Raw genomic sequence first — 25,460 nt, 5'->3', positions numbered from 1 at the left:
GGCGCGGGGCGACGCGCGGAGTCAGACCAGCCGCAGCCGCGAATCCTCCGCCGCGCCGCCGATGCTCACGCCCCGATAGCGGCAGGCGCCGATCCGCCGCTGAAAGACCGAGACGCCCAGCAGCCAGACTCGCAGGGCCTTGGTCGCCGGACCTCCGACGAACTCACGGTAATCCTGCGCCAGATTGCGGCTCTCGGAGAGCCATTTCCCGAGATCCTCCCGGCCGCTGCGCTGCACGACATGGGTCTCGATCATGTTCCAGCCCGGCAGAGGGCAACGAAACACCTGACCCTGCGGAATGGCGGCGCTCCACATATAGGTCAGATCCTGCCCGTCGTCGTACTCCACCGCGATGGAGAGATAATCATGGGTCGGAATCTGGTCCTCGGCGACCAGAGAGGGCAATTCCTCCACGATCCAATCCCAGTCGAGGCGCAGATCCTCGGTGAGATCCAGATTCACGTCGCGGCGCAGAATCGCGACCTGCTTTTGGGTCCGGCAATTCATCTCGCTCTCGCCCGCGCGGAAGACCCCGCCCTCGCCGAAATTGAAATGATTGCTCCAGCCTTCCGGCGTGGCGTGCGGAAAGACCGCCCGCTCATGCGCCTGAGCCAAAATCCCCGCCGCGTCGCCCTGAGCCTTCATCCGCGCGAGGCCCTCGCGCGGATCGACGTCCCAGAGGATCGCCACGCCCTCGATGCGGCCCTCGGCGGCCAGATAGGCGTCCATCGGCGTCCAAAGCTCGCCTTCGGGATTCGCCCATTCGCCGCCCGAGCGCGCCAGCTCCAGCGGGCCGTCGCGGTCGGCGGTCATTGTTCCGAAATTCAGCGAGGGATTATACATCGCCCCGCCCGCCGCCCGCGCATGAAACACCACCCCCGGCTCGAACCAGAGATCCAGCTCGCGCAGCAGATGCCAGCGTCCGCTGAGCAGGAAGGTGACCTGCTGGCCCGCCTTGACCTCGGGGAGCTTCGTCTCCCATGGCCGCGTCGAGCCGACGATCGTAAAAGGCGCGATCCGCCCAAGGGAGGCGCCGCCCGCACGCTCATAGGCCGCGCGGATCGCCGCCGTGAATTCGCCGTCGGCGAAGAGCCGCGCGGCGGCGGGCTTCGCGAGCCCGCCCAAACCCGAAGCCAGCCCGGCGGCGCCGAGGCCGAGCAGCGCCGAACGGCGCGAAAGATGGAATCCGTGAAGAGCGCAGGGCATGGCCGATCCTCCCAAAATAAAGCCTTTCCTCCTCCTAGGGCCTGCGGCGCGGCGCTGGGTCAGGCTTGCGTCAGGTTTCGGTCAGAAAGGCGGGGTCTGCGACCAAGGTCTGAAGCCCGCGCGGGGGTCGCCGCGTGCTAGCTTCGCGCCATGAAGCCGAACATAGCGGAATCCGGCCGGGACCGGGGGCGGGATTGGGGGATTTCGGCCCTCGTGGCGGCGCTCGTCGCTTTGCCGGCGGGAGCCCTGACGCTGCTCGGCCTCTGGTTCGCCGAGGCCGAAGGCGCGGTCGCGCTTCAAACCCAGCGTCAGGCGGCGCAGACGGAGGCTCAGGCGCGGGCGGGCGCGGTCGCGGCGGGATTGGAGGCGGAGGCGCGGCGTCTGGCGGAGAGCGTCGGCGCGGCCTTTCTCGCCGGGGGCTCGGACGGGCTGCGGCGCGCTTACCTCACGGAGCCCGTCCTCGCCGCCGTGGCGCTCTTCGGCCCCGCTCTGGAGCCCCTGTTTCCCGCCGGACATGAGGCTTTGCTCTTCGGCGAGGACCGCCTCATGCGGCAGGCGGCGCCGCGTCTGGAGTCTCTGCGCGCGGAGGCTTCGCGCATGGGCTCGGTCTGGTCCGGCACGCCGCGCGACTCCGCCGCTCCGGCGCTGCATTGCCGGGAGGCTCCTCCGGGCGTGGTCTGCCTGCTGCTGCGCCCCGAGGCTCTGGCGGAGGCCGCCGCCCGGCTCGCGGCGCCCGCGCGGCTGGCCGATCTGGAGGCCCCGCAGGAGTCCGGCGCCGAATGGGCTTTCGGGCTTCTGCCCGCGCCTTTCGCGGGCTTCGCTCTGGCTCTGGAGGCGGAGCCCGCCCCGCGCCGCAGCCCGCTCGCGCTGGCGCTGCTGCTGGCGCCGACGCTGCTGGGCTCGGCGGCGGCGGGGCTCTTCGCCGTGCGGGCGCATCGGCTGAAGCTGAGGACGGCGCGGATCCGGCTCGACGCCTTGGCCGAGGTCTCGCATGATCTGCGGACGCCGCTGGCCAATCTGCGCCTCTACGCCGATCTGCTGCGCCGCGCCGAGGGGCGTCCTGAGAAGATCGCGCGCTGCGCGACGGTGATCGAGGAGGAGACGATCCGCCTCTCCCGCCTCGTCGAGGGCGCTTTGACGGCCTTCGCCGCGGAGGCCCCGCCCGCGCCCGCTCTGGAGATCCTCAGCCCGGACGCTCTGGTCCGCGCCCTGCTGGAGCGCTACGGCCCGAGCTTCGGCGCCGCGCCGCTCCTTGATCTGCGCAGCCCCGAGCCCGCCCGCTTCGACGCCCGCGCCTTCGAGCGCGTTTTGCTGAACCTGCTCGACAACGCCCGCAAATACGCGCCCGGCGCCGTGGTCGAGATCGCCACGCGCCGCGCGCCGGGCGAAATCCGTCTGACGGTCTCCGACGCGGGGGCGCGGAGCCCCCCGCCGGAGGGCGCGGGCGGCTTCGGCCTTGGACTCAAAGCCTGCGCGGCTCTGGCGCGTCAGGCGGGCGGCGCGTTCTCGGCGGAGATCGCCCCGCAGGGCGCGCGCTTCGCTCTAAGCCTGCCCGCTCTTCCGGGAGGCCCCTCATGACCGCCGCGCCGCGCCTCCTCATCGCCGAAGACGATCCCGCCCTGCGCGAGGGGCTGCGGGATCTACTGGAGATGGAGGGCTTTTCCTGCCGCCTCGCCGCCGACGGCGCGGAGGCTTGGGCCGCCTTCGCCGAAGAGCGCTTCCCGCTGGTCGTGCTGGACGTGGTGATGCCCGGCCGCGACGGCCTGAGCCTCTGCCGCGAGATCCGCAAGGCGGCGCCGCTCACGCAAATCCTGATGCTCAGCGCGCGGGGGGAATCCTTCGACAAGGCGCTCGGGCTGGAGTTCGGCGCCGACGATTACATGGCCAAGCCCTTCGATCCGGCGGAGCTGCGGGCGCGCGTCGGGGCCATGGCGCGGCGGGCGGCCTGCGCGCCTCCGGCGGAGGCCGCTTTCCTCATGGACGATCTGCGCGTGGATCCTGCGGCCTTCGTCGCGATCCGGGAGGGCCGCAGGATCGAACTGACGCGCCGCGAATTGGCCGTGCTGCGGCTTCTGCATCGCCATGAGGGGCGGCCCGTGGACCGCGACGCCTTGCTCGACGAAGCCTGGGGCCGCGATCATCTGCCCAACAGCCGCGCGCTGGATCAATATGTCTCGGCTTTGCGGGCGAAGATCGAACGCGAGCCGCAGAACCCCCGCATCATCCGCACCGCGCGGGGCTTGGGCTATCTCTATCTCCGCCCGCATGGCGGAGAATGAGCGGGCGGAAGGTCCACAGGCGGAGTTCCGCGGTCTGCGCGCCCGGGGAGAATCCGGCCGTCTTCCGCCTGAGCCCTCAGGCCCGGCTTCTGCGAAGCGCCGGGCCTTGGTCATGCGGATCTTGTGGTTTTCGTCGCCTTCGCCATTCTAGCGCCCCGAATCGCCCGCGCGGGATCTCCGCAGGCGGGCGAAGATCTAGAAAGGCTGCAAAATGGCTGACCCGGTTTCCGCCACGGCCGAGGCGGCGGCGCATCATGGCGTCGATCTGCTCCCGGTCGTGGTTCTTCTGGCGGCGGCGGTGGTCGCCGTCCCGCTTTTCCGACGCCTCGGACTCGGCTCGGTGCTGGGCTATCTGGCGGCGGGTCTGGCCATAGGCCCTTATGGGCTCGGCCTTTTCCATGATCCTCAGGCGATCATCCACGTCGCGGAGCTGGGCGTGGTGCTCTTCCTCTTCGCCATAGGTCTGGAGATGCAGCCTTCGCGGCTCTGGGCCATGCGCGGCGAGATCTTCGGCCTCGGACTGACGCAGGTGGGTCTGGCCATCGCGGTTCTGATCTGGGTGGGAATCGCGCTGGGCTATCCCGTCGCGGCGAGCTTCGTCGCGGGAACCGGCTTCGTGCTGACCTCCACGGCCATCGTCATGCAGATGCTCGCCGAGCGCGGCGAGATGGCCCAGCCCAAGGGGCGGCGCATCATCGCCATTCTGCTGCTGGAGGATCTGGCCATCGTGCCCTTGCTGGCGATGGTGGCTTTTCTGGCGCCGGGCGGCGAGGCCGTCACGCTGGCGGATCGTCTGACCTCCGTGGCCATAGGGCTGGCGGCCATCGCGGCTTTGGTGCTGGTCGGGCGCTATCTGCTCGATCCGGCCCTGCGGCTTCTGGCGCGCTTCGGCGTCCGCGAGATCATGACGGCGGCGGCTCTGCTGGTGGCGCTGGGCGCGGCGGTGCTGATGCAGGAGGGCGGGCTCTCCATGGCGATGGGCGCCTTCCTCGCGGGGGTTCTGCTCTCGGAATCCTCCTTCCGCCATCAGCTTGAGGCCGACGTCGAGCCTTTCCGGGGCTTGCTGCTCGGGCTGTTCTTCCTCGGCGTGGGCATGGCGCTGGATCTGAAGGTGATCGCGGCGAACTGGACCGTGATCGCGATCAGCGTCCCCGCCTTCATGCTGCTGAAGATGCTGGTGATCTACGGCGTGGCCCGGCTCTTCAAGGCGGATCGCGAGGAATCTCTGGAGCGCGCGGTTCTGATGGCTCAGGGCGGCGAGTTCGCCTTCGTGCTTTACGCCGCCGCGACGCAATTCGGCATCCTCACCCCGGTGTGGAACGCCAATCTGACCGCGATCATCATCATCTCCATGGCCCTGACGCCGCTGATGATCATGCTCCACGCCCGCTACGCCCCCAAGGCCGGCCCCTCCATGGAGGGCGTCGAGGAGGCGAAGGGGCTCTCGGGGCGCGTGCTGATGATCGGCTTCGGACGCTTCGGCCAGATCGTCAGCCAGCCGCTTCTGGCGCGCGGACATTCGCTCTCGATCATCGAGACCAATCCGCAGGCCATCCGCGACGGCGGAGATTTCGGCTTCAAGCTCTGGTACGGCGACGGCTCGCGGCTCGACATCCTGCATGCGGCGGGCGCCGGACAAGCCAGCCTGATCGTCGCCGCCGCCGGAGATCCCGCCGCCGTCACCCGCATCGCGGAGCTGGCGCGGCATGAATTCCCGATGGTCCCGGTTCTGGCCCGCGCCTTCGACCGCGAACATGCGCTGGAGCTGGCCAATCTGGGCGTGGCCTATCAGATCCGCGAGACCTTCGAATCCGCTCTGAACATGGGCCGCGAGGCTCTGCTGCGGCTCGGCGAGGCCCCGGAGGAGGTCGCGCAGGTTCTGGAGGAGGTGCGCGCCCGCGACGCCGAACGCTTCGGGCTGGAGGTCGTCGGCGGCATCTACGCAGGGCGCGGCCTGATCCTCGGCAACGCCGGACAAAAGGAGGAAGGCCATTGAGCGAGCCCCTCGCTTCGGCTTCCGAAGTCGTCGGGTTCTGGCGCGAGGCCGGACGCGCGGGAGACTGGTTCTCTCAGCGCTCCGGCTTCGACCGGAGCTTTCGCGCAGGCTTCCTGCCGCTGCATGAGCAAGCGGCGGCGGGCGCCTGCGACGGCTGGGTCTTCGATCCGGAAGGGGCTCTGGCGCTGATGATCCTGCTGGACCAGTTCCCCCGCAACGCCTTTCGCGGCTCGGCGCGGATGTACGCGACGGATCCGCAGGCGCTCGGCTTCGCGCGGGAGGCCGAAAGCCGCGGCCATATGGCCCGCGTCGAGCCGGAGATGCGGCTTTTCTTCGCTCTGCCCTTCGCCCATTCGGAGGACGTCGCGGATCAGGAGGTTTCGGTGGCGCTGAACCGGCGGCTCGGCCAGCCCTGGCTTGAGCACGCCGAAGGCCATCGCGCGATCATCCGCCGCTTCGGACGTTTTCCGCATCGCAATCCGCTGCTCGGGCGCGAAACCACGCCGGAGGAGGCCGAATTCCTGAGAAAAGGCGGCTTCCGGGGCTGATCTTCCTGAAAGGCGCTCAGGGCGCCTTGTCGGAAAAGCCATGTTCGGGCGCGGGGAAGCTCCGCGCGCGGACCTCGGCGGCGTAGGCCGCCACGGCGGCGCGTCCGTCGCGGCCGAATTCGGCGTAGCGCTTGACGAATTTCGGGCGGAAATCCTCGAAGAGCCCGAACAGATCGTCGATCACCAGCACCTGTCCGTCGCAGGCGGCGCCCGCGCCGATGCCGATGGTCGGGACCGGCAGAATCTTCGAAATCCGCGCGCCGAGTTCGGTCGGGATCTTCTCCAGCACCACCGCGAAGGCCCCCGCCTCCGCCAGAGCCTCGGCGTCGCGCAAGACGCGGTCGGCGTCGGCGCCCCGGCCTTGGAGCTTATACCCGCCCAGAGCGTTCACCGCCTGCGGCGTCAGCCCGACATGGCCCATCACCGGAATCCCGCGCGCCACGAGAAAGGCCGCGGTCTCGGCCATATGGAGCCCGCCCTCCAGCTTCACCGCCTGAGCGCCGGTCTCGGCCATGATGCGGGCGGCGTTGCGGAAAGCCTGCCGCGGCCCCTCCTCATAAGAGCCGAAGGGCATGTCCACCACCATGCAGGCCCGCGTTAGGCCCCGCGCCACGGCTTGGCCATGGAGGATCATCATCTCTAGGGTGACGCCCAAGGTCGAGGGCAGGCCGTGCAGCACCATGCCGAGGCTGTCGCCCACCAGCACGAGGTCGCATTCCGCATCCGCGAGCTTGGCCACCGGCGTGGTGTAGGCCGTCAGACAGACGACGGGCGCCGCGCCCTTCAAGGCGCGGATGTCCTGAGGCGTGATCCGTCCTTTGGTCTTCGGCTGCGCGCTCATCCGGTCGCTCTCCCTCGCTTTCGCTCCGCGCCGGGAGGATTAGCACAGGATCGCCGGGCGCGCATGCTTTCAGGCCCCATCAGGCGGGGGCCACGAGGATCTCGCGCTCCGCTTCGAGCCGCATGCCCTGATCGTCGAGCCAAAGCATGCGCAGGGTTCCGCTCTCGCGGGCGGCGAAGGCGAATTCGACGTAGGGATTCTGCGAAATCGAAGGGCCCGGCTCCCATTCGATCAGGAGGGTTTCATTGAGCCGCGCCTCAAAGCGCGTGAGGAGATTGCGCTCCAGAGGCGCGCCGTTCCAGTCGAGGCGGAAGCCGCTCTCCATCACATGCTGCATCTGGGCGCGGACGCGGACGACCTCGCCTTGAGCAGGCGTCGCCGAACTCATCCAGATTCTCGGGGGTCTGCTCATTCTCGCCTCCTCACATGCCGCATCCGCCGACGCCGCTTTCGACCGCGGCGCGGGCCTCCAGCACGCGGCCGTCGCTCAGGCGGGCCAGAGCCCGGATCTCCATGCTTTGAATCAGCCGCACCCGCAGCGCGACCTCGGCCGCGCCCGTCGCCGCCGAAAAGCGGTAGCGGCAGGCCAGAGGCAGAGGATTGCGCTCGGCGATCACGATCAGCTCCTCGCACCAGAGGTCTTCCGCGAGCGGCTCCGTCACGACGACGTGCAGCGGCACGGCGGCGGGGTTGTCGGCCGTCTCCGGGGCCTCCAGCTTCAGCCCCGAAGCCTGCGGCGCGACGCCGCCGAGGAACTCGGCCGCGATGCGGTCGGCTTCGGCGGAATCAGGCTGGGCCTCGGCGGTGGTGGCCAGCTCCTGGGCGCGGGCTCCGGAGAGCGGCAGAGCCGCCCCCAGAGCCGCCCCCGCCGCCCCGAGCAGAATCCGGCGCCGGTCGGGCTCAGACGAGGAAGTCATCGAACATTCCTTTGATCCAGACGAAATCCTCATCCATCAGATCGGGCGTGCGCACGTCGATGTCGATTTGAGTCTGACGCACCAGCCCGTCCGAGCCGACGTCATAAAGGAATTCCACGGAAATGGCCTCCAGCGGATCGCCGTTGACCAGCATATAGCAGAGATTATCCGGCAATTCGGCCACGACCTCCTCGCCGCGCACGCGCTGGGCGATGTTGCGCGAGACGATTTTCGCAATGTAATTCGCGACATGGCCGCTTTTCGGGTAATGCCCGAAATGCGGCGAGATCGCGCCCATGCTGTCGCCGACGATATAGACGTCTTCATCGGAATTGGCGTGGTAGAGGCGGGGATTCATATCGGCCCATCCGGTGGGCTTGCCCTCGGCGTCCTTGCCGATGAGATCCGCCCGCCAGACGAGATCCGAAGCCTGATGCGGCGGCATGAGCACGGCGTCGTCGAAATCGAAGTCTCCGGCCTCGGTGCTGATGCTCTTGTTGAAGGGATCCACCGATTTCACCTTGGCGTTGGGCACATGGGTGATGATGTCGGGATACAGCTCGTCGAAGGCGGCCTTATAGCCCGCCCCGATGGGCGCGATCCGGGGCTTCGGATCCAGAATCAGGATCTTGCCGGGGATGTTGTTGGTCTTGATGTGCCAAGCCATCAGACAAGCCCGCTCATAGGGCGAGGGCGGGCAGCGATGGGGCGGCGGCGGCAGGGTCATGACGATGGTCCCGCCCTTGAAGTTCTTCAGCTTATTCTTGAGCGCGATATGCTCGGAGCTGGGAATATAGGCCGAGGGGAAATTCCGCCGCGTCTGTTCGATGGCGGTCTGGTCGTTTCCAAACCACGCCTCATAATCGTTGCGGATGCCGCCCGATAGGATGAGATAATCGTAATCCACCACGCCCTTGGAGGTGCGGACCTGCTTCTTATCGCGCTCGATCTCGGTGATCTCGCATTGCACGAGCTTATAGCCGTGGGCTTGGGCCGGCGCGAGCATGTCATGGGTGAGGAAGCTGGTGTCCACCACGTCGATGAGCCATTTATTGCTCATCGGGCAGGACCAGAAGAAGGGATTGCGCTCCAGCAGGATCACGTCGGCGTCGGGGATCTCCTCGCGGAGGTGGCGCGCGGCGGTCAGGCCGCCCCAGCCGCCGCCGCAGATCACGATGCGCGGCGCCGAGCCCTCGCGCGGCATGAGCTGAACATTGGAGCTCAACACCGAGGGCGCCGCCAGAAGACGGCCTCCGTTCAGACTCAGAACGCCCGCCCCGGCGGCGGCTCCGATCAGAAAGCTGCGACGTTTGATCATGACGGCCCTCCCGCAGGGTTTTTTATGGGAGCCGGTGGACGACCGCGACGCCGACGGGAAAGACATGCCGAGGAGCGCGGCCGAACCGGCCAGCAAGATCCCGGACGCTTATCTGGAATCCTCACAAGCTTTGCCTCATCATGCATGAGAAGGCAAGCGCGCCCGCCCAAGCCGCGATCGCCGGAGCTGGACGGCGGCGCGGAGTCGCGGCGTCGAGAATCTTCACGCCGCCTGTTCAGGGAGCCTCGTCATGCAGATCCTTCGCGAAGAAACCGACCCCCGTCACGGCCGCTACGTCGCCCGCATCGAAGGCGTCGAGGGCGAGGGCGAGCTGACCTTCACCCATCGCGGCCCCGGCCGCCTCAGCGCCGACCACACCGGCGTCCCCGAGAGCATGGCGGGCGAGGGCGTCGCCCGCGCCCTGCTCGACGCTCTGCTGGCCGACGCCCGCGCGCAGGGATTCCGCATCATTCCCTCTTGCCCCTATGTGCGCGGCCAATATGCGCGCCATCCCGAATGGGCGGAGCTCTTCACGACGGCGCCGGGCGAAGATCCCGCGCGGGGCTGAGGGGCCCGGGTTTCAACTTTGGTCGCAATGCGCCGGGGCGGGGATTGGTCCATGGTGGCCTCCAAGCGCGCCGCCTTCGCCGCATCCGACGCGCCGCCACCCCATAAAGCGGCCCCGGAGGAGACCCCCCATGCAGGATTCGCTTCGGCGGACCGCCCCTGCGGAGACCGAGGTTCAAGCCGCCTTCGCCCAAGCCCGCGCCGAGCTTCTGCGCAAGCTCGTCGGGCGCGAGGCTTTGATCGACCGGCTGCTGATCGCCTTGCTGGCGGGGGGGCATCTGCTCGTCGAGGGCGCGCCGGGACTCGCCAAGACCCGCGCGGTGAAGCTCTTCGCCGAAACCCTCTCGACGCGCTTCGCCCGCATTCAGGCCACGCCGGATCTGCTGCCCTCCGACCTCACCGGCGCCGACGTGCTGCGGCCGCAAACCGGAAGCTTCGAATTCTCCGAAGGGCCTTTGTTCAGCAACGTCGTTCTTGTGGACGAGATCAACCGCGCGCCGCCCAAAGTGCAGAGCGCCCTGCTCGAAGCCATGGCGGAAGGCCAGATCACCCATGGCGGCGTCACGCGCAAACTCGCGCCGCCCTTCCTCGTGGCCGCGACGCAAAATCCTCTGGAGCATGAAGGCGTCTATCCTCTGCCCGAGGCGCAGCTGGATCGCTTCCTCTTCTATGTGACGCTGGAGATGCCCGACGCCCTCGAAGAGCGCGCCATTCTCGACCTCGCGCTGGAGGAGCGCCACGGCGAAGCCGAAAAACCCAAAGCTCAGCCCCTGATCGGCCTTGAGGCGGTGCTGGCCGCCAAGGCGGCGGCGGCGGAGGTGCATGTTTCGCCCGCCGTCCGCGACTTCATCGTGCGGCTGGTCGCCGCCACGCGCGGCGCGGGCGCCGCCGGAGAAGCCGCCGCGAAGATCGCCCATCCGGCCAGTCCGCGCGGCTCTCTGGGTCTGGCGGCGGCGGCTCAGGCGCGGGCCTGGCTGCTCGAGCGGGACCACGTCCTGCCCGCCGACGTCGAGGAATTGGCTCTCGACGCGCTGTCCGGCCGCATCGGGCTGAGCTATCGCGCCCGCGCCGAAGGCGAGACCGCGCGGGGCGTCATGGCCGAGATCCTGCGGCGGACGCCGGTCCTCTGAGCCGCGGGAGGGCCTCGGCATGTGGGGATTCGGAAGAGAGAACCGGGAGGCGGAGACGGCGGAGGCCGTCGCCTTGCCGCTGGATCGGCTGATCGGCCTGCGCGCCGAGGCCGCGCGGATCGATTCCCGCAGCCTGCGCGCCATCACTCAGCTTTCGGGCGAAACCCGCACCCGACGCCGGGGACAGGGGCTCGAATTCGACGATCTGCGCCTCTACGCCCCCGGCGACGATCTGCGCCGCATCGACTGGAAGGCCACCGCCCGCACCGGAGCGCCCCATACGCGCATGTATCGCGAGGAGCGTCAGCGCGGGGCCACGGTGGTCGTGGATCTCCGCGCGAGCATGTTCACCGGCTCGCGCCGCCTGCGGGCCGTGACGGCGGGAGAGGCGGGCGCCGCTTTGCTCTGGGGACTCGCCGCCGCGCGGGACCGGACCGCCGCCGCCGTCTTCACCGATCTCGATCTTGAGATCTCGCCCGCCCGCAACGGCGAGCAAGGGGCTTTGGCGGGCGTCCATCTGCTCGCGGAGGGCTTCGCTCTGGGGCTGCGCCGCCGCGCGGAGAAGCCGCCCGCCCGGCCGCTCGCGGAGGTCTTCGGGCGGATGCTGAACCGCGCCGGACGCGGCTTCGGAGTCTTCGTTCTGGTCACGGGGATGGACGATCCCGGCGAAGGCTTCGAAGCGGCGCTCGGCGAGGCGGGCGAGCGGGGGCGTCTGGCGGCGGTCCTGATCGAGGATCCCGTCGAGCGCGAGGGGCTGGAGTCCGGCCTCTATCGCTTCAAAACCCCCGAAGGCGAGGAGCGCGTCGCGCGGCTCGATTCCCGCGCCCGCGCCCTCCTCCGCGAGAAGCTCGCGGCCCGGGGCGAGGCTCTGAGGACGGCTTTGCGGCGGGCGGGGACGCCTTTCGTCGCGCCTGAGACGCCGCAGGAGGTCTACGCCGCCCTCGTCGCGCAAGGCGCCCTGTGATGAATCTGCGATGAGGGGGGCCGCGTGATGGAGACCGAAGAGCTTCTGGAGCGCATGCGCGACCTCGCCGCGCCGCCCATCCCCACGGCGGCGCCCGTCCCATGGGGCTTTCTGCTGCTCGCGGTTTTGGCTCTGGCGGCGCTGGGCCTGCTGCTGGCGCTGCGGCTGCGCGCCCGCGACTGGCGGCGCGAGGCCCGCGCCCGATTCGCCGCCCTCGCCGCCCAAAGCGAGCGGCCCGGCGATCCGTCGGAGGCTCTGACCGAGGCGGCGCGGCTGTTGCGGCGCGTGGCGCTGAGAAGCGCGGGGCCGGAGGCCGCCAAACTCACGGGCGAAGCTTGGCTGAAGCGCCTCGACGAGATTTTCGGCGCGGATTTCTTCACGGCGGGCGCGGGGCGCGTCTTCGGCGCGGAGCTTTACGCCGCCGATCCGCCCCCCGCCGGACCGATCCTCGCAGGGCTGGCGAAACTGGCTCAAGGGAGGATCGCGCGATGAACCTCAGCTTAGCATGGCCTTGGGTCTTTCTGCTGGCGCCCTTGCCTCTGCTGTTTTTGCGGAGGCTGTTTCTGGGGGGCGGCTCCGGGGCCGAAGCGCGCGGAGAGCCGGGAATCGAACCCCCGCCGCGTCTGCGCGAGGCTCTGGAGGAGATCGCCCCCAGCGCGCCCTCCGGCGGACGCCTCGCTTTGATCCTGCTTTGGGCGGCTTGGCTGGCGCTGCTGGCGGCTCTGGCTCAGCCCTCGCGGATCTCGGGCGCGGTGATCCAGCCCGCCACGGGCCGGGCCATGATCCTCGCTCTGGACCTCTCCTTCAGCATGGAGCGCAAGGATTTCCAGCTCGACGGAAGGGCGGTGGATCGTCTGACGGCGGTGAAATCCGTGGCCACGGAGTTCGTCCGCGCCCGCGAGGGCGACCGCGTGGGGCTGATCCTCTTCGGAGACCAAGCCTTCTCCGCCGCCCCGGTGACTTATGATCTTTCGGCGGCGGCTCAGGCGGCGCAAGAAGCTCAGATCGGCATGGCGGGCCGCACCACCGCCATCGGCGACGCCATAGGACTGGCCATCCTCAAACTGCGCGAGGATCCGGCGTCGCGCAAAACCCTCGTCCTGCTCTCGGACGGCGCCAATAACGCCGGAGAAGCCGAGCCGGAGGACGCGGCGGCCCTCGCGCGGAGCTTCGGCCTTCGCATCCATACGATCGGCCTCGGCAGCGAGCGCGACCCGAATTCCCGCGATCCCATCGACCCTTCGGCGGATCTGGACGAAGCCGCCTTGCGGCGCGTCGCGGAGGCCGGGGGCGGAAAATTCTTCCGCGCCCGCACCACCGGCGAATTAAGCGCCGTCTATGACGAGATCGGAAAGATCGAGGCCAGCGCGGCCGAGGCGCCGCCTTTCACGCCGCGTCAGGATCTGCGCAACTGGCCTTTGAGCCTCGCGGCGGGGCTGCTCCTCGCGCTGGGCCTCGCGCATCTGCGCGCGCGGAGGCCCGCATGACGGCGGCTTTTCTTGCGGATTTGGCCTTTCTCCATCCTTGGCTTCTGGCGGCGGCGGGGCTTTCTCTGCTGCGCTGGCTGATTCCGAGCAGGCTCCTGCGCGGCGACGATTGGCCGAAGATCCTCTCGGCGCCGGTTCTGAGCTTCCTGCGCCCCGGCGCCCGGCCCGGCGGGGGACGCGATCCGACATGGCTGGTTCTGGCGCTGCTCTGCGCCGCTCTGGCGAGTCCCGCCCTGCCCCGCTCCGAAGAGGAGAGCGAGGCTTATAAGCCCGCCGAGGGCGTGATTCTGATGATCGACCTTTCGCGCTCCATGACTCTGGAGGATCTGCCGCCGAGCCGTCTGGCGGCGGCGCGCTCGGCGGCGGAGCGGGTGATCGACGCAGCCGGAGCGCGCCCCGCCGCGCTGATCCTCTACGCCGGAGACGCCTATCTCGCGCAGCCCCTCGCGCTGGAGCGGACGCAGATCCGCAATTTCCTCGCCGCGCTGAAGCCGGAGCTTCTGCCCACCGAAGGCTCCGACCTCGCGCGGGCCTTGGCTCTGGCGCGCGGTCTGGTCGAGCGCAACGCCCTCTCCTCCGCCCGGGTGGTTCTGATCGGCGACGGCGGGGGCCTCTCGCCCGCAGCAGAAAGCGAGGCCCGGATTCTGGCGGCGGCGGGCGCGCGTCTGGACGTTCTCAGAACGGCGGCGGCGGGGACGGTCGATCCCTCGCCCGTGGAGCCGGCGCGGCTGGAGGCTCTGGCGCAAGCGGGCGGCGGCGTGACGCTGAAGCCCGACGCGCTCGGCGCCTTCGACCTCAGGGCTCTGGCGCTGGACGCCCCGCCGCGCGGCGACTTTCTGCGGCTGGCGGTCGGCGTGGGGGGCTGGCGCAATCTCTCGCATTGGCTGCTTCTGCTGGCTCTGCCTCTGATTTTGCTGCTCTTTCGGAGGGCCCGCGCATGAGGCTCCACAGGATTCTTCAGGCGGCGCTTCTGGCCGCATGCGTCTCCGGGCCTCTGGCCGCCGAGAGCCCGCGCCCCGACGACGCCCGCGCCTATCGGCTTTTGCTCGAAGGGCGGCCCGCCGAAGCGGCGGAGCTCTTCGGAGATCCCGCCTGGAAGGCCGTCGCCTGGTATCGGGCGGGGGAATATTGGCGCTCCGCCGAGATCTTCGCGGGGCTTCCCGGCGCCGAGGCGGCTTATAACCTCGGCAACGCCTATGCGCGGCTCGAATCCCTGCAACTCGCTTTGGAGGCCTATGAGCGCGCCCTGAAGCTGAAGCCCGATTTCGAAGACGCCGCCTTCAACGCCGAACTCGTGCGGGCGGCCCTCGAAGAGCGCGACCGCTATGACCCGCTGACCATCGACAAACAGGCCCGCGAGATGGAGCAGATGGAGGATCGCGGCCAGCGCAGCGCCGAAGAGGCCCGCGGCGAAGGCGAGGATTCCCCCGAATCCGAAGCGCGGGCGGGCGGCGAATCTCAGGCGGGCTCCCAAGACCCCGGCGAGGCGGCCCAGCGCGGCGGCTCGGAGGAGAAGGCTTCCGGCGAGGAAGGCGGCGAGCGCGGCGAAGACGGCGGCCAGCAAGCCGAACGCGGCGAGGAATCGCAAGGCGACGCTCAGGACGCCCAAGCGGGCGAAGCCTCCGAAAGCGGCCGCGAGGAGGAGCTCGACGCTCAGGCCCTCCGCCAGCGGCTGGAGGCGCATCAGGCGACGGAGCAATGGCTCCAGCGCATCACGGATGATCCGGCGCAGTTCCTCGCGGCGCGGATCGCGCGGGAGTTCCGCCGCCGCAAGGCCGTCGGCGAGGCCCCCCCGGATTCGGAGGACCCATGGTGATCCGGCTCTTCAGATTTCTGGCTCTGGCGCTTCTGGTCTTCGCCGCCCCTACGCGGGCGCAGGAGCATGAGATTCCCCCCTCCGCTTTGCGCGAGGCCTTCATCGAGCTCGCCCTCCCCTCCGACGCGATTTATCAGGGCGAGGCGGTGATCCTTCAGATTCAATATGTCGGGCCGGAGAAGGAATCCCTCGACCTCTCTCCGCTGGAGAAGATCGGCGCCTTCGGCCGCGAGACCTTCGGCACCCGTCTGCGGGTGATCAACGGCGAGGTGGTGGAGCTGCACACCCACCGCATCGAGATCACGCCCTATGAGGCCGGACCGGCGGTCTTCGGCCCGCTGGAATATGGCGGAATCGTCTCGAACCGGCTGGCGGTCGAGATTCTGCCCCCCTCGCGCGCCGCCTGGCGCCCCACGGATCAGGACATCGGCTTCACGCAGAAGCTCTCCAATCCCAATCCTTGGGTCCAGCAGCAGATGATCCTCGATCTGGAATTGGCCTATCGCTATCCGCTCTCCGACGAAAAGCTGGAATTGCCGGATTTCTCGGGATTCCGCGTGGCGCCGGTCTTCGTCCAGCAGCGCGCCCAAGGCCGCGACGCCGCAGGGAATCCGCGCGCGACGATCTCCTGGCGCTATCTGCTCTATCCGCAGCGCTCCGGGCCGCAGGTTCTGGGCGGGGCGCGCTTCACCGGAATCGTGGCGAAATCCCGCGTGGAGCGCGCCATCGTCGACCTCATCGGCGCGGAGACGGCGCTTGCGGTGAAGCGGGCCGAATTCGCGCCCTCGCAATGGTGGCTGGTCGCCGAGGGCCTGACGATCTCCGAGGAATGGGTCGGGGGAGATCCGGCCGCCTTCTCCGCCGGAGAGGAGATGGAGCGTCAGATCCGCGTCACCGCCCGCGACGCCCTCGCCGAGCAGATCCCCGACGTCGAGATGCCCCGCGTCCCCGGATTGGAGGTCACGCGCATCGGCCATAAGCGGATCAACCGCATCGGCGAAGAAGGTTCGGAGGCTACGGCGATCTTCCGCTATCGGCTGCGGGCTCTGCGGCCCGGTCCGGTCGTGCTGGAGACGATCCGTCTGCGCTGGTGGGACGGCGACGCGGGCCGCGCCGGAGAGGCCGTCCTGCCGCCGCGTCGGCTGGAGATCGGCGAGGCGAAGATCGCCGCCGCCCGCGAAGCCATGGATCCGGGACTCGCGGCGGGGGCTTGGAGCCGGACCGGGCTGCTCGGCGGCCTGAGCCTCAAGGCTCAGGCGGGGATCGGGGCGGGGCTGCTGGCGGCTCTGGGGGCCTTGCTCTGGCCGATCCTCAGACGGCGGCGCGCGCTGGCCGGGCCGCCGGATCTGCGCGCCCGTCTGAACGCGCTCCGGGCCGCGCTCCGGCGCCGGGATTCCGCCGCGCTGCATGAGGCCCTCCGCGCCCTGAGCCGCGATCCTCAGGCCGGAGCCGGAGCGGGCGCTCTGCGCGCCGCCTTCGAGGAAAGCGCCCATCGGGGCGAGCCGCCCGACTGGCCGCGCCTGCGCGCGGAGGCCGGGGCTCTGGTCCGCGCCCTCAAGGCCCGCGCCCGCGCCGCCGAGCCGGGGCTTCTGCCGCCGCTGTGAGAGGAAGCGCCGATCTTCGCGGCCTCCCTTGACTTTTCATGGGTTTAAGATCATTCGTCGCGGCGGAATCTCCCCATGATCTCCTCTCGTGAGGCTTCTTCATGCCCGCCCCTTCGTCCCGCTCCGCCGCGCGGAGGCCCTTCGGCCTGCGCGCCCTTCGGCTTTCCCTCATGGCGAGGGCTTCGTGATGGCCGTCGCCGATCCCGCCGCGCCGCCTCCGGCCTCCGGCCCTTTCCGGCTGAGTCCGCAAGAGATCGCGCTGATCGTGGTCACGGTCGTCTGGGGCTCGACCTTCCTCGTCGTCCAGCACGCCATGACGCTGAGCGGGCCTTTCTGGTTCGTGGCGCTGCGGTTTTCTCTGGCGGGGCTGCTGCTGGCGGGGGTCTATTGGCGGAGCATGCTCGGCCTCACGCGCCATGAGCTGATCGCCGGATGCGCCATAGGCGCGGCCATCTCGGTGGGCTATAGCCTCCAGACTGTGGGGCTTCAGACCATCCCGAGCAGCAAATCCGCCTTCATCACGGCGCTTTACGTGCCCATCGTGCCCTTGCTGCAATGGGCGATCCTCGGGCGTCCGCCGAGCCTGATGAACTGGCTGGGCGTGGCTCTGGCCTTCTTCGGCCTGACGCTGCTCGCCGGGCCGGAGGCGGGGAGCCTCTCGCTCGGCTATGGCGAGACCGTGACTCTGATCGGCGCGGCGGCCATCTCGCTGGAGATCATCCTCATCAGCCGCTACGCCCCCTCCGTGGACGCCCGGCGCGTGACGGCGGTTCAGCTTCTGGCGGCTGCGGTCTTCTCGGGCTTCGGCGGCCTCGCGACGGGCGAGCCCCTGCCGAACCTCTCTTGGATGCTGATCGGCATAGCCGCCGCCATGGCCCTCGCCAGCGCGGTGATCCAGCTCACGATGAATTGGGCGCAGAAATCCGTCTCGCCGACGCGGGCCACGCTGATCTACGCCGGAGAACCGGTCTGGGCCGGGATCTTCGGGCGGCTCGCGGGCGAGCGCCTGCCGGGCCTCGCGATTCTGGGCGCGGCCTTCGTGGTGGCGGGGGTGATCGTCGGAGAATGGCGGCTGAAGCGGCGCAAATCCTCCTGACCGCCCGCCCCTGCGGCCAGACCAAGGGCGCGGTTGCGCCGCGCCTCCCGGCGACTGATATAAGAGGGCGACCGCGCCCCGCCCTTCCCGGAGACTCCATGCCTTCCGAAGCCCCCGCCCCCCGCCCGGAGACCTCCGGCTTCTGGAGCCGCGCGCGGACCTTGCTTCCTTACGCTTTGGCGGCGGGGCTTTTCGCTCTGGGGCTTTACGCGCTTTATAAGCTTCTGGCGCCGGTGGATTTCGTCCAAGTCACGGCGCAGATCCGCGCCACGCCCTGGAGCACCCTCGCCGCCGCCTTCGGCGCGACGCTCTGCGCCTATCTGGCTCTGGCGGGCTACGACTGGTCGGCGCTGCGCTACATCGGCAAGCCTCTGCCCGCCCCCGTGGTGCTGACCGGCAGCCTCATGGCCTACGCCTTCGGCAACACCATCGGGCTTTCGGCGGTCTCGGGCGGCGCCGTGCGCTGGCGGGTCTATTCCGGCCTCGGCCTCGACGGCTACGACGTGGCGGCGGTTTCGGCCTTCACGGCGGTCTCCTTCGGGGTGGCGGCCACGCTGGTGGGGCTTTTCGCTCTGGGCGCCCATCCGCAGGCTCTGGCGGCGGTGCTGCCGCTCGCGCCGGAGATGGTGCGCACGCTCGCCGTCGCCTCCATCGTGGCGGTGGTCGCGCCTTTGGTCTGGGCCTCGCTCTCGGGGAAGTCCCTGAAGCTCTGGCGCTTCGATCTGCGGGCGCCTTCTCTGCCGATCCTTGGCGGACAGGTGCTGTTCAGCCTCGGAGACATCGGCTTCTCCGCCCTGACGCTCTATCTGCTGCTGCCCGAGACGGGCCTCGGCTTCTTCACTTTTCTGGCGATCTTCGCGGCGGCGACCATGGCGGGGGTGGTCAGCCATGTGCCGGGCGGCGTCGGAGTCTTCGAGACGGTGATGCTGGCCGCCCTGCCCTCCGGCGCCCCGACCGAGCAGGTGGCGGCGGCTTTGCTGCTCTATCGGCTGATCTATTATCTGCTGCCCTTCACGCTGGCGCTGATCTTTCTGGCGATCTACGAATTCTGGCGCTCTCTGGGGCGCTCGGCGGAGACGCGTTCGGACCGCGCCCTCACCGCCGTGGAGCCCGCCATGCGGGCCTTGGCGCCTTTGGCGCCTCTGGTTCTGGCGGCGATGATCTTCGGCTCGGGCGTCTGGATGAGCGTCTCGGCGCTGATCCCCCCCGCCAGCGAGGCCGCCGAAGCCGCCGAGACGCTGTTTCCCCTCGCCTTTCTGCCGGGAGTCCCGGCTTTGCTCTCCAGCGTGCTGGGGGCGGGGCTGATCGTGGTCTCGCTGGGGGTGGCGCGGCGGAGCCTCGGGGCCTTTTGGATGGCGGTGGGCGCCATGGCGCTCGGCGCCGTGGTCGAGATCGCCCGCGACGGCGACATGGAGCGCGCCGCCGCTCTGATCCTCGCGGTGGCGATCCTCACGCCTTTCCGGAGCGTCTTCCGGCGCCGCGCCACCCTGACCCACGCCGCGCTCACGCCGGGCTGGATTCTGCTGGTGGCTTCGGCGGCGGCCTCCTTCGCCTTCGTGATCTTCCTCGTCAACCGCAGCGACGCCTATGAACGCGAACTCTGGTGGCAGCTGGCCGCCAATGAAGGCGCGCCGGATTCTCTGCGCGCGGGGCTGGTGGGGGGGCTGACCATCGGCGTCTTCGCACTGATCCTGCTGCTGCGGGCGCCGCGCTTCCGGCCGCGCGCGCCGAGCGGCGCGGCTCTGGAGAAGGCGGCGGAGATCGTCGCGGAATGGGGCGAGCCGGAGGCGGCCTTCGCGCTGACCGGCGACAAGACCCTGCTCTTCTCGGAGGATGAGCGGGCCTTCGTGGCCTTCGGCGAGTCGGGCGGCTCCTGGATCGCCTGGGGCGGGCCGGTGGGCGAGCCGGGCGCCGCCGCCGAAGCCGCCTTTCAGTTCCTCGACGCGGCGCGGCGGGCGGGCGCGCGGCCGGTCTTCTACGACTATGGCCCTCAGGACGCCCCGCTCATGTGGGAGCTGGGGCTGACGCCGCATCTCCTCGGCGAAGAGGCCCTCGTCGAGCTTGCGGATTTCCAGCCGCAAGGCGAATTGGCCGCGGCCTGCCGCCGCGCCCGCGAGAAGGGCCTCGCGCTGGAGATCCTGCGCCCGCCCCACGACGCCGCCCGCATCGAGATTCTGCGCGGCGTCTCCGCTCTCTGGCTCTCGGCGCGGGGACAGAGGGAGAAAGGCTTCTCCATGGGCCGCTTCTCGCCGCTCTGGCTGGAGCGCTGGCCGGTGGCTCTGCTGCGGCTGGAGGGGCGGCCGGTCGGCTTCGCCAATCTGATCCACGGCCGCCCGGAGGAGGCGGCGGCGGACATGCTCCGGCTGACGCCCGAGGCCCCGCCCGAAGCCCTCGCCTTCCTCTGCGCGGAGGTCATGATCCGGCTGAAGCCGGAGGGCGTGAAAAGCTTCTCCCTCGGCGGCGCCCCCGCCCCGCCGCCCGGCGGAGCCCGGGAGGCCGAAAGACGCAAGCGGCTCTGGGACCGCTTCGGCTCCCGCATCTATCGTCTGGGCGCCCATCACGCGACCATGGCCGAATCGCGCGCCTTCAAGGCGGGCTTCCATCCGGTCTGGCGTCCCCGCTCCTACGCCGCCCCGCCCGAGGCGCCGCCGCTTTCGGCCCTCGCCGACGCGGCGCGGCTGATCGGCGGAGATTCCGGCCCGCGCGAGGGCGGAGCTTAGAGCGCTTTCCAGCGAAACCGACCAGATTTCGCGTCGCGAAAGCGCGACAAAATAAAGCCTTGGAGCGTTTGAACGACCCAATTCGGTCGGAAAACGCTCTAAGCGCCGGACTCAGGCCCGGCCGAAGCGTTTGCGGTAGTCGCCCGGCGCGAGGCCGGTCATTTTGGCGAAGACCCTCCGGAAGGCGCCCGCGTCCTCGTAGCCCACGTCATGGGCGATCTGAGCGATGGGACGGGCCGTGGCTTCAAGGCTTTCGCGCGCCTCCTCCACCCGCAGGCGCTGGCGATATTCCGTCGGACGCAGGCCCGTGGCTTTGCGGAAGCGGCGCAGGAAGGTCCGGGTCTCCAGCCCCGCCCGCGCGGCCATGGCGGCCACGTCGGCCTCCCGGGCCTCAGGGCGGCGCAGCCAGCGCTGCACCCCGAGAATCGCCGCGTCGCCATGGTCCAGACGCGGCGCGAAGGCGCTGTAGGGAGCCTGCTCGCGCCCCGGAGGATCCACCAGCAGAAAACGCGCCGTCTCGCGCATCGCCGCCGAGCCTAAGAGCCGCTCCACCAGCCGCAGCCCGAGATCCGTCCACGACATGAGCCCCCCGGCGGTGATCACGTCGCCGTCGTCGATGAGCAGGCGCTCCGCCTCCACCCGGATCTTCGGATAGCGCGCCGCGAAGCGCTCGGCGTAGATCCAGTGGGTGGTCGCGCGGCGCCCGTCGAGGAGCCCCGTCTCCGCCAGCCCGAAGGCCCCCGCGCAGACCGAAGCCAGAGCCGCGCCCGCCGCATGGCTGCGCGCCAGATGCCCCGCCAGACCGCCAAGGGTCTCGGCGGTGGGCGGCGCCCCGAGGCTCGGCGGCAGAACCACCACCGCAGGCGCCGGATTGCGCGGAGCCTCGGGCGCCGTGTCGAAGATCCGCCGCGCGCCGCCGCCCGCCTCCTCGCTCCCCGCCTCCGCGCCCCCCGCTTCGTCGGCGCGGGCGAGATGGGTCACGCGCAGCAAAACCCCCGCCTCCGGCGCGGTCTCGCGCCTTTCGCGGGCCAGAAGATCGGCCACCAAAAACAGATCCGTCAGACCCTGCACGGCTGCGGCCTGAGCTCCGGGATAGACCAGAATCGCGATCTCCGGAGGTCCGGTCTGAGAGCCATGGGGTGAAGCTTGCGTCATTTGTCGCTTTCGCCCCGCTTTTTGTCGCTTTCGCCGATTGCATCCTGAGCCCCCGCAGGCGAGCCTGCAACCTTCACAGGCCGTAATAAGACTAAATATGGAGGATACGAATGGGCGACCGCGCTCTGATCGTCATCGACGTGCAGAATGATTATTTCCCCGGCGGCAAATTCACGCTTTCCGGCATGGAGGCCGCCGCCGCCAACGCCGCGCGCGTTCTGGAGGCCGCCCGCGCCGCCGGAGACCTCGTCCTGCATGTCCGCCATGAATTCGCGAGCGAGGACGCCCCCTTCTTCACGCCCGCCTCCGAAGGCGCGCGCATCCATCCGAGCGCCGCGCCGCGCGAGGGCGAGCCGGTGATCCTCAAACATGCGGTCAATTCCTTTCAGGGCACGGATCTCAAGGCCCGGCTCGACGCCGCAGGAATCAAGAGCGTCGTGATCGTCGGCGCCATGAGCCATATGTGCGTCGAGGGCGCCGCCCGCGCCGCAGCCGATTTCGGCTATGCGGTCACGGTGGTGCATGACGCGGTGGCCACGCGGGATCTGGAGTTCGGCGGCGTGGTCGTGCCCGCCGCTCAGGCCCATGCGACGGCGCTCGCGGCCATAGGCTTCGCCTACGCCGCCACGCCCTCGACGAAGGAATGGCTTTCGCAGCGCGAGAAGGCCGAAGCCTGATCTTCGGTCTTGTGGGCGCGCGTGAGGAGACATCTCTCCTCCTCCGCGCGCTCCTTTTTCGCCCTCTCCGCAAGATCCCTGAACAAGATCCCTGCAAAGGTCGAAGACGCCGCAGGCGGGCTGCGGCGTCTTCGGCTTCCGCCGTTTTCGTCTTCGGAAGCCCCGTCCCGATCGGGCGGCGAGGGAGATTCGCCGAAAAGGGACGGAGGCGGCGCGCTGTTCGGGGGAGGACCTTTGCGAACGCCTTAAGGGAAAGCTAACGCCGGGCGGCGGCCGGACGAAGCGATTTGATCGCCTGAGGTTTTGCGCCCGGCGCATATGCCAGAAACGACGAAAGGCCCGCTCGCGCGGGCCTTTCCCGATTCCCCGGAGGACGGCCTCAGACCGCCTTGCGCAGAGCCTCGGCCAAATCGGTCTTCTCCCAGGAGAATCCGCCGTCGGCGTCCGGGGCGCGCCCGAAATGGCCGTAAGCCGCCGTGCGCCGATAGATCGGCTTGTTCAGGCCCAGATGGGTGCGGATGCCGCGCGGAGTCAAAGACATGCTCGCGCGGATGGCCGCCTCGATCTTCTCCGGCGAGACCTCGCCGGTGCCGTAGTCGTCGACGTAGATGGACAGAGGCTCGGCCACGCCGATGGCGTAGGCCAGCTGCACGAGGCAGCGCCGCGCCAGACCCGCCGCCACCACGTTCTTCGCCACATAGCGCGCGGCGTAGGCGGCGGAGCGGTCCACCTTGGTCGGATCCTTGCCCGAGAAGGCCCCGCCGCCGTGAGGCGCCGCGCCGCCATAGGTGTCGACGATGATCTTGCGGCCGGTCAGGCCCGCGTCGCCGTCCGGCCCGCCGATGACGAAACGCCCGGTCGGATTCACATGCCAGACGGTGCCCGAATCGATCCAGCCCTCCGGCAGAGCCTTGCGGACATAGGGCTCGACCACCGCCCGCACGTCGGCGGAGGTCATGTCCTCGTCGAGATGCTGGGTCGAGAGCACGATGGTGTGCGCCCGCACCGGCTTTCCGTCGCGATATTCGACCGTGAGCTGGCTTTTGGCGTCCGGCCCGAGCATCGCCGCCGAGCCGTCGCGCCGGGCCTCGGAGATCAGCCGCAGCATCTTATGGGCGTAGAGGATCGGGGCGGGCATGAGTTCGGGCGTCTCGTCGGCGGCGTAGCCGAACATGATGCCCTGATCGCCCGCGCCTTCATCCTTGGCGCCGCTGGAATCCACGCCCTGCGCGATGTCCGCCGATTGCTGATGCACGAGGCATTCGATCTGGCAGCTGTCCCAGTGGAAGCCTTTTTGCTCATAACCGATGTCGCGGATGGTCTCGCGGGCCGTGGCGATCATCTCCTCGCGCTTCACATGGGCCCGGACCTCGCCGAGCAGCACCACATGATTGGTCGTCGCCGCGACCTCGACGGCCGTGCGGGCCTCGGGCTCGCGGGCGAGGATCACGTCGATGATCGAATCCGCGATCTGGTCGCAGATCTTGTCCGGATGGCCCTCGGAGACGGATTCCGAGGTGAAGAGGAAGTCTTTCCGCATGACGCGACTCCGACGAATGGGCTCAATACCGATAATGATCGGGCTTGAAGGGGCCTTCGGCCGGGACGCCGATGTAAGCCGCCTGCTCAGGGGATAACACGGTCAGCTTCACGCCGAGTTTCTCCAGATGCAGCCGCGCGACCTTTTCATCCAAGGTCTTGGGCAGCACGTAGACGCGGTTTTCATAAGCCTCGCCGCGGGTCCAGAGCTCGATCTGCGCGAGGGTCTGATTGGTGAAGCTCGCCGACATGACGAAGCTCGGATGGCCCGTCGCGCAGCCCAGATTCACAAGGCGTCCCTGAGCCAGCAGGATGATCCGTTTGCCGCCCGGAAAGACGATCTCGTCCACCTGCGGCTTGACGTTGCGCCATTCGAGATTGCGCAAGGCCGCCACCTGAATCTCGGCGTCGAAATGGCCGATGTTCGAGACGATGGCCCGATCCTTCATCGCGCGCATATGGTCGAGGGTGATGATGTCGGCGTTGCCGGTGGCGGTGACGAAGATGTCGCCCAAGGGGGCGGCCTCGTCCATGGTCACGACCTCATAGCCTTCAAGCGCCGCCTGAAGCGCGCAGATCGGATCGATCTCGGTGATGAGCACCCGCGCGCCCGAAGCCCGCAGCGACATCGCCGAGCCCTTGCCCACGTCGCCGAAGCCCGCGACCACCGCCACCTTGCCCGCGATCATGACGTCGGTGGCGCGGCGCAGGCCGTCCACGAGGCTCTCGCGGCAGCCATAAAGATTGTCGAATTTGGATTTCGTCACGCTGTCGTTGACGTTGATCGCCGGGAAGGGCAGCTGGCCCTTGGCCGCCAGCTGATACAGCCGGTGCACGCCGGTGGTGGTCTCCTCGGAGACGCCTTTCAGCGCGGCGCGGGCTTTGGCGAACCAGCCGGGCGCGGCCTTGATCCTTTTCAGGATCTGGGCCTTGAGGACTTCCTCCTCTTCATTGGCGGGCTTCTCAAGGAGCTTTTCGCCCGCCTCGATCCGCGCGCCATAGAGGATGTAGATGGTGGCGTCGCCGCCGTCGTCGAGGATGAGATTCGCCGTCTCGCCGTTGGGCCAGTCGAAGATCCGGTCCACATAGGACCAATATTCCTCCAGCGTCTCGCCCTTCACCGCGAAGACCGGAGTCCCGGCGGCGGCGATGGCGGCGGCGGCGTGATCCTGCGTCGAGAAGATGTTGCAGGAGGCCCAGCGCACTTCAGCCCCGAGCGCCTGAAGCGTCTCGATCAAAACGGCGGTCTGGATGGTCATATGGAGGCATCCGGCGATCCGCGCGCCCTTCAGAATCCGCGCAGGCCCGAATTCGGCGCGGGAGGCCATGAGCCCCGGCATCTCGCTCTCCGCGATGGAGATCTCCTTGCGGCCCCAATCGGCGAGGCTGAGGTCGGCGACGACATGGTCGGTCATAAGGCGGTCTCCTGCGCGGGGAAGCGCGAATTCTGGTCTTCGAAAGCGAAATCGCCCCGCCCTAACATTTCGCGGGGGCGAACTCAACCGCCGCATAAGGAAATCCTTATGCGCTCCGCTTATCGAAATCTTCACTCGGAGCGTTTTCCGCAGTCGGATCGTTCAAACGCTCCGACTTCTTTTCG

General features: G+C 69.2%; 23 protein-coding genes. 15 read left to right on the top strand and 8 right to left on the bottom strand.

Annotated elements, in window-relative coordinates:
* Positions 1-21: 21 nt before the first annotated feature.
* Positions 22-1,206, bottom strand: a complete 1,185-nt coding sequence (locus B161_RS0111695) for a DUF3047 domain-containing protein (RefSeq protein ID WP_018633595.1) — start codon at positions 1,204-1,206, stop codon at positions 22-24.
* Between the two features lie 150 nt (positions 1,207-1,356).
* On the opposite strand from B161_RS0111695, the gene B161_RS0111690 reads away from it, so the two are divergent.
* From B161_RS0111690 to B161_RS0111675, 4 genes are all read left to right on the top strand, one after another.
* Positions 1,357-2,784 (top strand): sensor histidine kinase, encoded by a 1,428-nt coding sequence (locus tag B161_RS0111690; RefSeq protein ID WP_157755614.1) that lies wholly within the window; start codon positions 1,357-1,359, stop codon positions 2,782-2,784.
* Positions 2,781-3,485 (top strand): response regulator transcription factor, encoded by a 705-nt coding sequence (locus tag B161_RS0111685; RefSeq protein ID WP_018633593.1) that lies wholly within the window; start codon positions 2,781-2,783, stop codon positions 3,483-3,485. Before B161_RS0111690 ends, B161_RS0111685 begins: the two co-directional genes overlap by 4 nt.
* 211 nt (positions 3,486-3,696) lie before the next feature.
* On the top strand, positions 3,697-5,481 hold the full coding sequence (locus tag B161_RS0111680; protein ID WP_018633592.1) for a monovalent cation:proton antiporter-2 (CPA2) family protein: 1,785 nt from the start codon (positions 3,697-3,699) through the stop codon (positions 5,479-5,481).
* On the top strand, positions 5,478-6,029 hold the full coding sequence (locus B161_RS0111675) for a DUF924 family protein (protein ID WP_018633590.1): 552 nt from the start codon (positions 5,478-5,480) through the stop codon (positions 6,027-6,029). The genes B161_RS0111680 and B161_RS0111675 overlap by 4 nt, the downstream gene beginning before the upstream one ends.
* Before the next feature lie 16 nt (positions 6,030-6,045).
* Here B161_RS0111675 and panB read toward each other — a convergent pair whose 3' ends face one another.
* The 4 genes from panB to B161_RS0111655 all read right to left on the bottom strand — a co-directional run bounded on the left by panB (position 6,046) and on the right by B161_RS0111655 (position 9,105).
* Positions 6,046-6,870: a 3-methyl-2-oxobutanoate hydroxymethyltransferase gene (gene panB, locus B161_RS0111670; RefSeq protein ID WP_018633588.1), complete on the bottom strand. Its 825-nt coding sequence runs from the start codon at positions 6,868-6,870 to the stop codon at positions 6,046-6,048.
* Positions 6,871-6,949: 79 nt separating this feature from the next.
* Positions 6,950-7,282, bottom strand: coding sequence for a thiosulfate oxidation carrier complex protein SoxZ (locus tag B161_RS0111665; protein ID WP_026310392.1), 333 nt, complete (start codon positions 7,280-7,282; stop codon positions 6,950-6,952).
* Between the two features lie 10 nt (positions 7,283-7,292).
* Positions 7,293-7,787 carry a thiosulfate oxidation carrier protein SoxY gene (locus tag B161_RS0111660; RefSeq protein ID WP_018633586.1) on the bottom strand — a complete coding sequence of 165 codons (495 nt, stop codon included), beginning with the start codon at positions 7,785-7,787 and terminating at the stop codon, positions 7,293-7,295.
* The gene (locus B161_RS0111655) at positions 7,771-9,105 is read right to left on the bottom strand and encodes an FAD-dependent oxidoreductase (RefSeq protein ID WP_018633585.1); all 1,335 of its coding nucleotides are present in this window, start codon (positions 9,103-9,105) and stop codon (positions 7,771-7,773) included. The genes B161_RS0111660 and B161_RS0111655 overlap by 17 nt, the downstream gene beginning before the upstream one ends.
* A gap of 250 nt (positions 9,106-9,355) precedes the next feature.
* On the opposite strand from B161_RS0111655, the gene B161_RS0111650 reads away from it, so the two are divergent.
* The 10 genes from B161_RS0111650 to mprF all read left to right on the top strand — a co-directional run bounded on the left by B161_RS0111650 (position 9,356) and on the right by mprF (position 20,489).
* Positions 9,356-9,673 (top strand): GNAT family N-acetyltransferase, encoded by a 318-nt coding sequence (locus B161_RS0111650; protein WP_018633584.1) that lies wholly within the window; start codon positions 9,356-9,358, stop codon positions 9,671-9,673.
* Between the two features lie 130 nt (positions 9,674-9,803).
* A complete protein-coding gene (locus tag B161_RS0111645; protein ID WP_018633583.1) occupies positions 9,804-10,802 on the top strand; it encodes an AAA family ATPase in 999 nt (332 codons plus the stop codon).
* Between the two features lie 19 nt (positions 10,803-10,821).
* The gene (locus tag B161_RS17905) at positions 10,822-11,766 is read left to right on the top strand and encodes a DUF58 domain-containing protein (protein ID WP_018633582.1); all 945 of its coding nucleotides are present in this window, start codon (positions 10,822-10,824) and stop codon (positions 11,764-11,766) included.
* A 27-nt stretch (positions 11,767-11,793) separates the two neighbouring features.
* Entirely contained in the window at positions 11,794-12,258 is a 465-nt protein-coding gene (locus B161_RS17900) for a DUF4381 domain-containing protein (protein WP_018633581.1), read from the top strand.
* A complete protein-coding gene (locus B161_RS0111630; RefSeq protein ID WP_018633580.1) occupies positions 12,255-13,253 on the top strand; it encodes a VWA domain-containing protein in 999 nt (332 codons plus the stop codon). Before B161_RS17900 ends, B161_RS0111630 begins: the two co-directional genes overlap by 4 nt.
* On the top strand, positions 13,250-14,194 hold the full coding sequence (locus B161_RS0111625) for a VWA domain-containing protein (RefSeq protein ID WP_018633579.1): 945 nt from the start codon (positions 13,250-13,252) through the stop codon (positions 14,192-14,194). The genes B161_RS0111630 and B161_RS0111625 overlap by 4 nt, the downstream gene beginning before the upstream one ends.
* Complete coding sequence (locus B161_RS0111620) at positions 14,191-15,069, top strand: tetratricopeptide repeat protein (RefSeq protein ID WP_018633578.1); 879 nt, start codon at positions 14,191-14,193, stop codon at positions 15,067-15,069. Before B161_RS0111625 ends, B161_RS0111620 begins: the two co-directional genes overlap by 4 nt.
* Positions 15,063-16,673, top strand: coding sequence for a BatD family protein (locus B161_RS0111615; RefSeq protein ID WP_018633577.1), 1,611 nt, complete (start codon positions 15,063-15,065; stop codon positions 16,671-16,673). The genes B161_RS0111620 and B161_RS0111615 overlap by 7 nt, the downstream gene beginning before the upstream one ends.
* A gap of 187 nt (positions 16,674-16,860) precedes the next feature.
* The gene (locus B161_RS0111610; RefSeq protein WP_051085766.1) at positions 16,861-17,769 is read left to right on the top strand and encodes a DMT family transporter; all 909 of its coding nucleotides are present in this window, start codon (positions 16,861-16,863) and stop codon (positions 17,767-17,769) included.
* A 98-nt stretch (positions 17,770-17,867) separates the two neighbouring features.
* Complete coding sequence (gene mprF / locus B161_RS0111605) at positions 17,868-20,489, top strand: bifunctional lysylphosphatidylglycerol flippase/synthetase MprF (protein WP_018633575.1); 2,622 nt, start codon at positions 17,868-17,870, stop codon at positions 20,487-20,489.
* A gap of 111 nt (positions 20,490-20,600) precedes the next feature.
* Here the strand turns inward: mprF and B161_RS0111600 are convergent, their stop codons facing one another.
* Positions 20,601-21,644, bottom strand: coding sequence for a GlxA family transcriptional regulator (locus tag B161_RS0111600; protein ID WP_018633574.1), 1,044 nt, complete (start codon positions 21,642-21,644; stop codon positions 20,601-20,603).
* A gap of 110 nt (positions 21,645-21,754) precedes the next feature.
* Between B161_RS0111600 and B161_RS0111595 the strand changes: the two genes are divergently transcribed.
* Positions 21,755-22,321 carry a cysteine hydrolase family protein gene (locus tag B161_RS0111595; RefSeq protein ID WP_018633573.1) on the top strand — a complete coding sequence of 189 codons (567 nt, stop codon included), beginning with the start codon at positions 21,755-21,757 and terminating at the stop codon, positions 22,319-22,321.
* Between the two features lie 379 nt (positions 22,322-22,700).
* Here the strand turns inward: B161_RS0111595 and metK are convergent, their stop codons facing one another.
* Both metK and ahcY read right to left on the bottom strand, forming a co-directional pair.
* Positions 22,701-23,861 carry a methionine adenosyltransferase gene (metK, locus tag B161_RS0111590; RefSeq protein ID WP_018633572.1) on the bottom strand — a complete coding sequence of 387 codons (1,161 nt, stop codon included), beginning with the start codon at positions 23,859-23,861 and terminating at the stop codon, positions 22,701-22,703.
* Between the two features lie 22 nt (positions 23,862-23,883).
* Positions 23,884-25,275 (bottom strand): adenosylhomocysteinase, encoded by a 1,392-nt coding sequence (gene ahcY, locus B161_RS0111585; protein ID WP_018633571.1) that lies wholly within the window; start codon positions 25,273-25,275, stop codon positions 23,884-23,886.
* Positions 25,276-25,460: the final 185 nt, after the last annotated feature.

This window comes from Neomegalonema perideroedes DSM 15528, from assembly GCF_000374145.1.
In the GTDB taxonomy this organism is placed as follows: Bacteria; Pseudomonadota; Alphaproteobacteria; order Rhodobacterales; family Rhodobacteraceae; genus Neomegalonema; species Neomegalonema perideroedes.
This window is presented reverse-complemented; position numbering and strand designations above follow the sequence as displayed.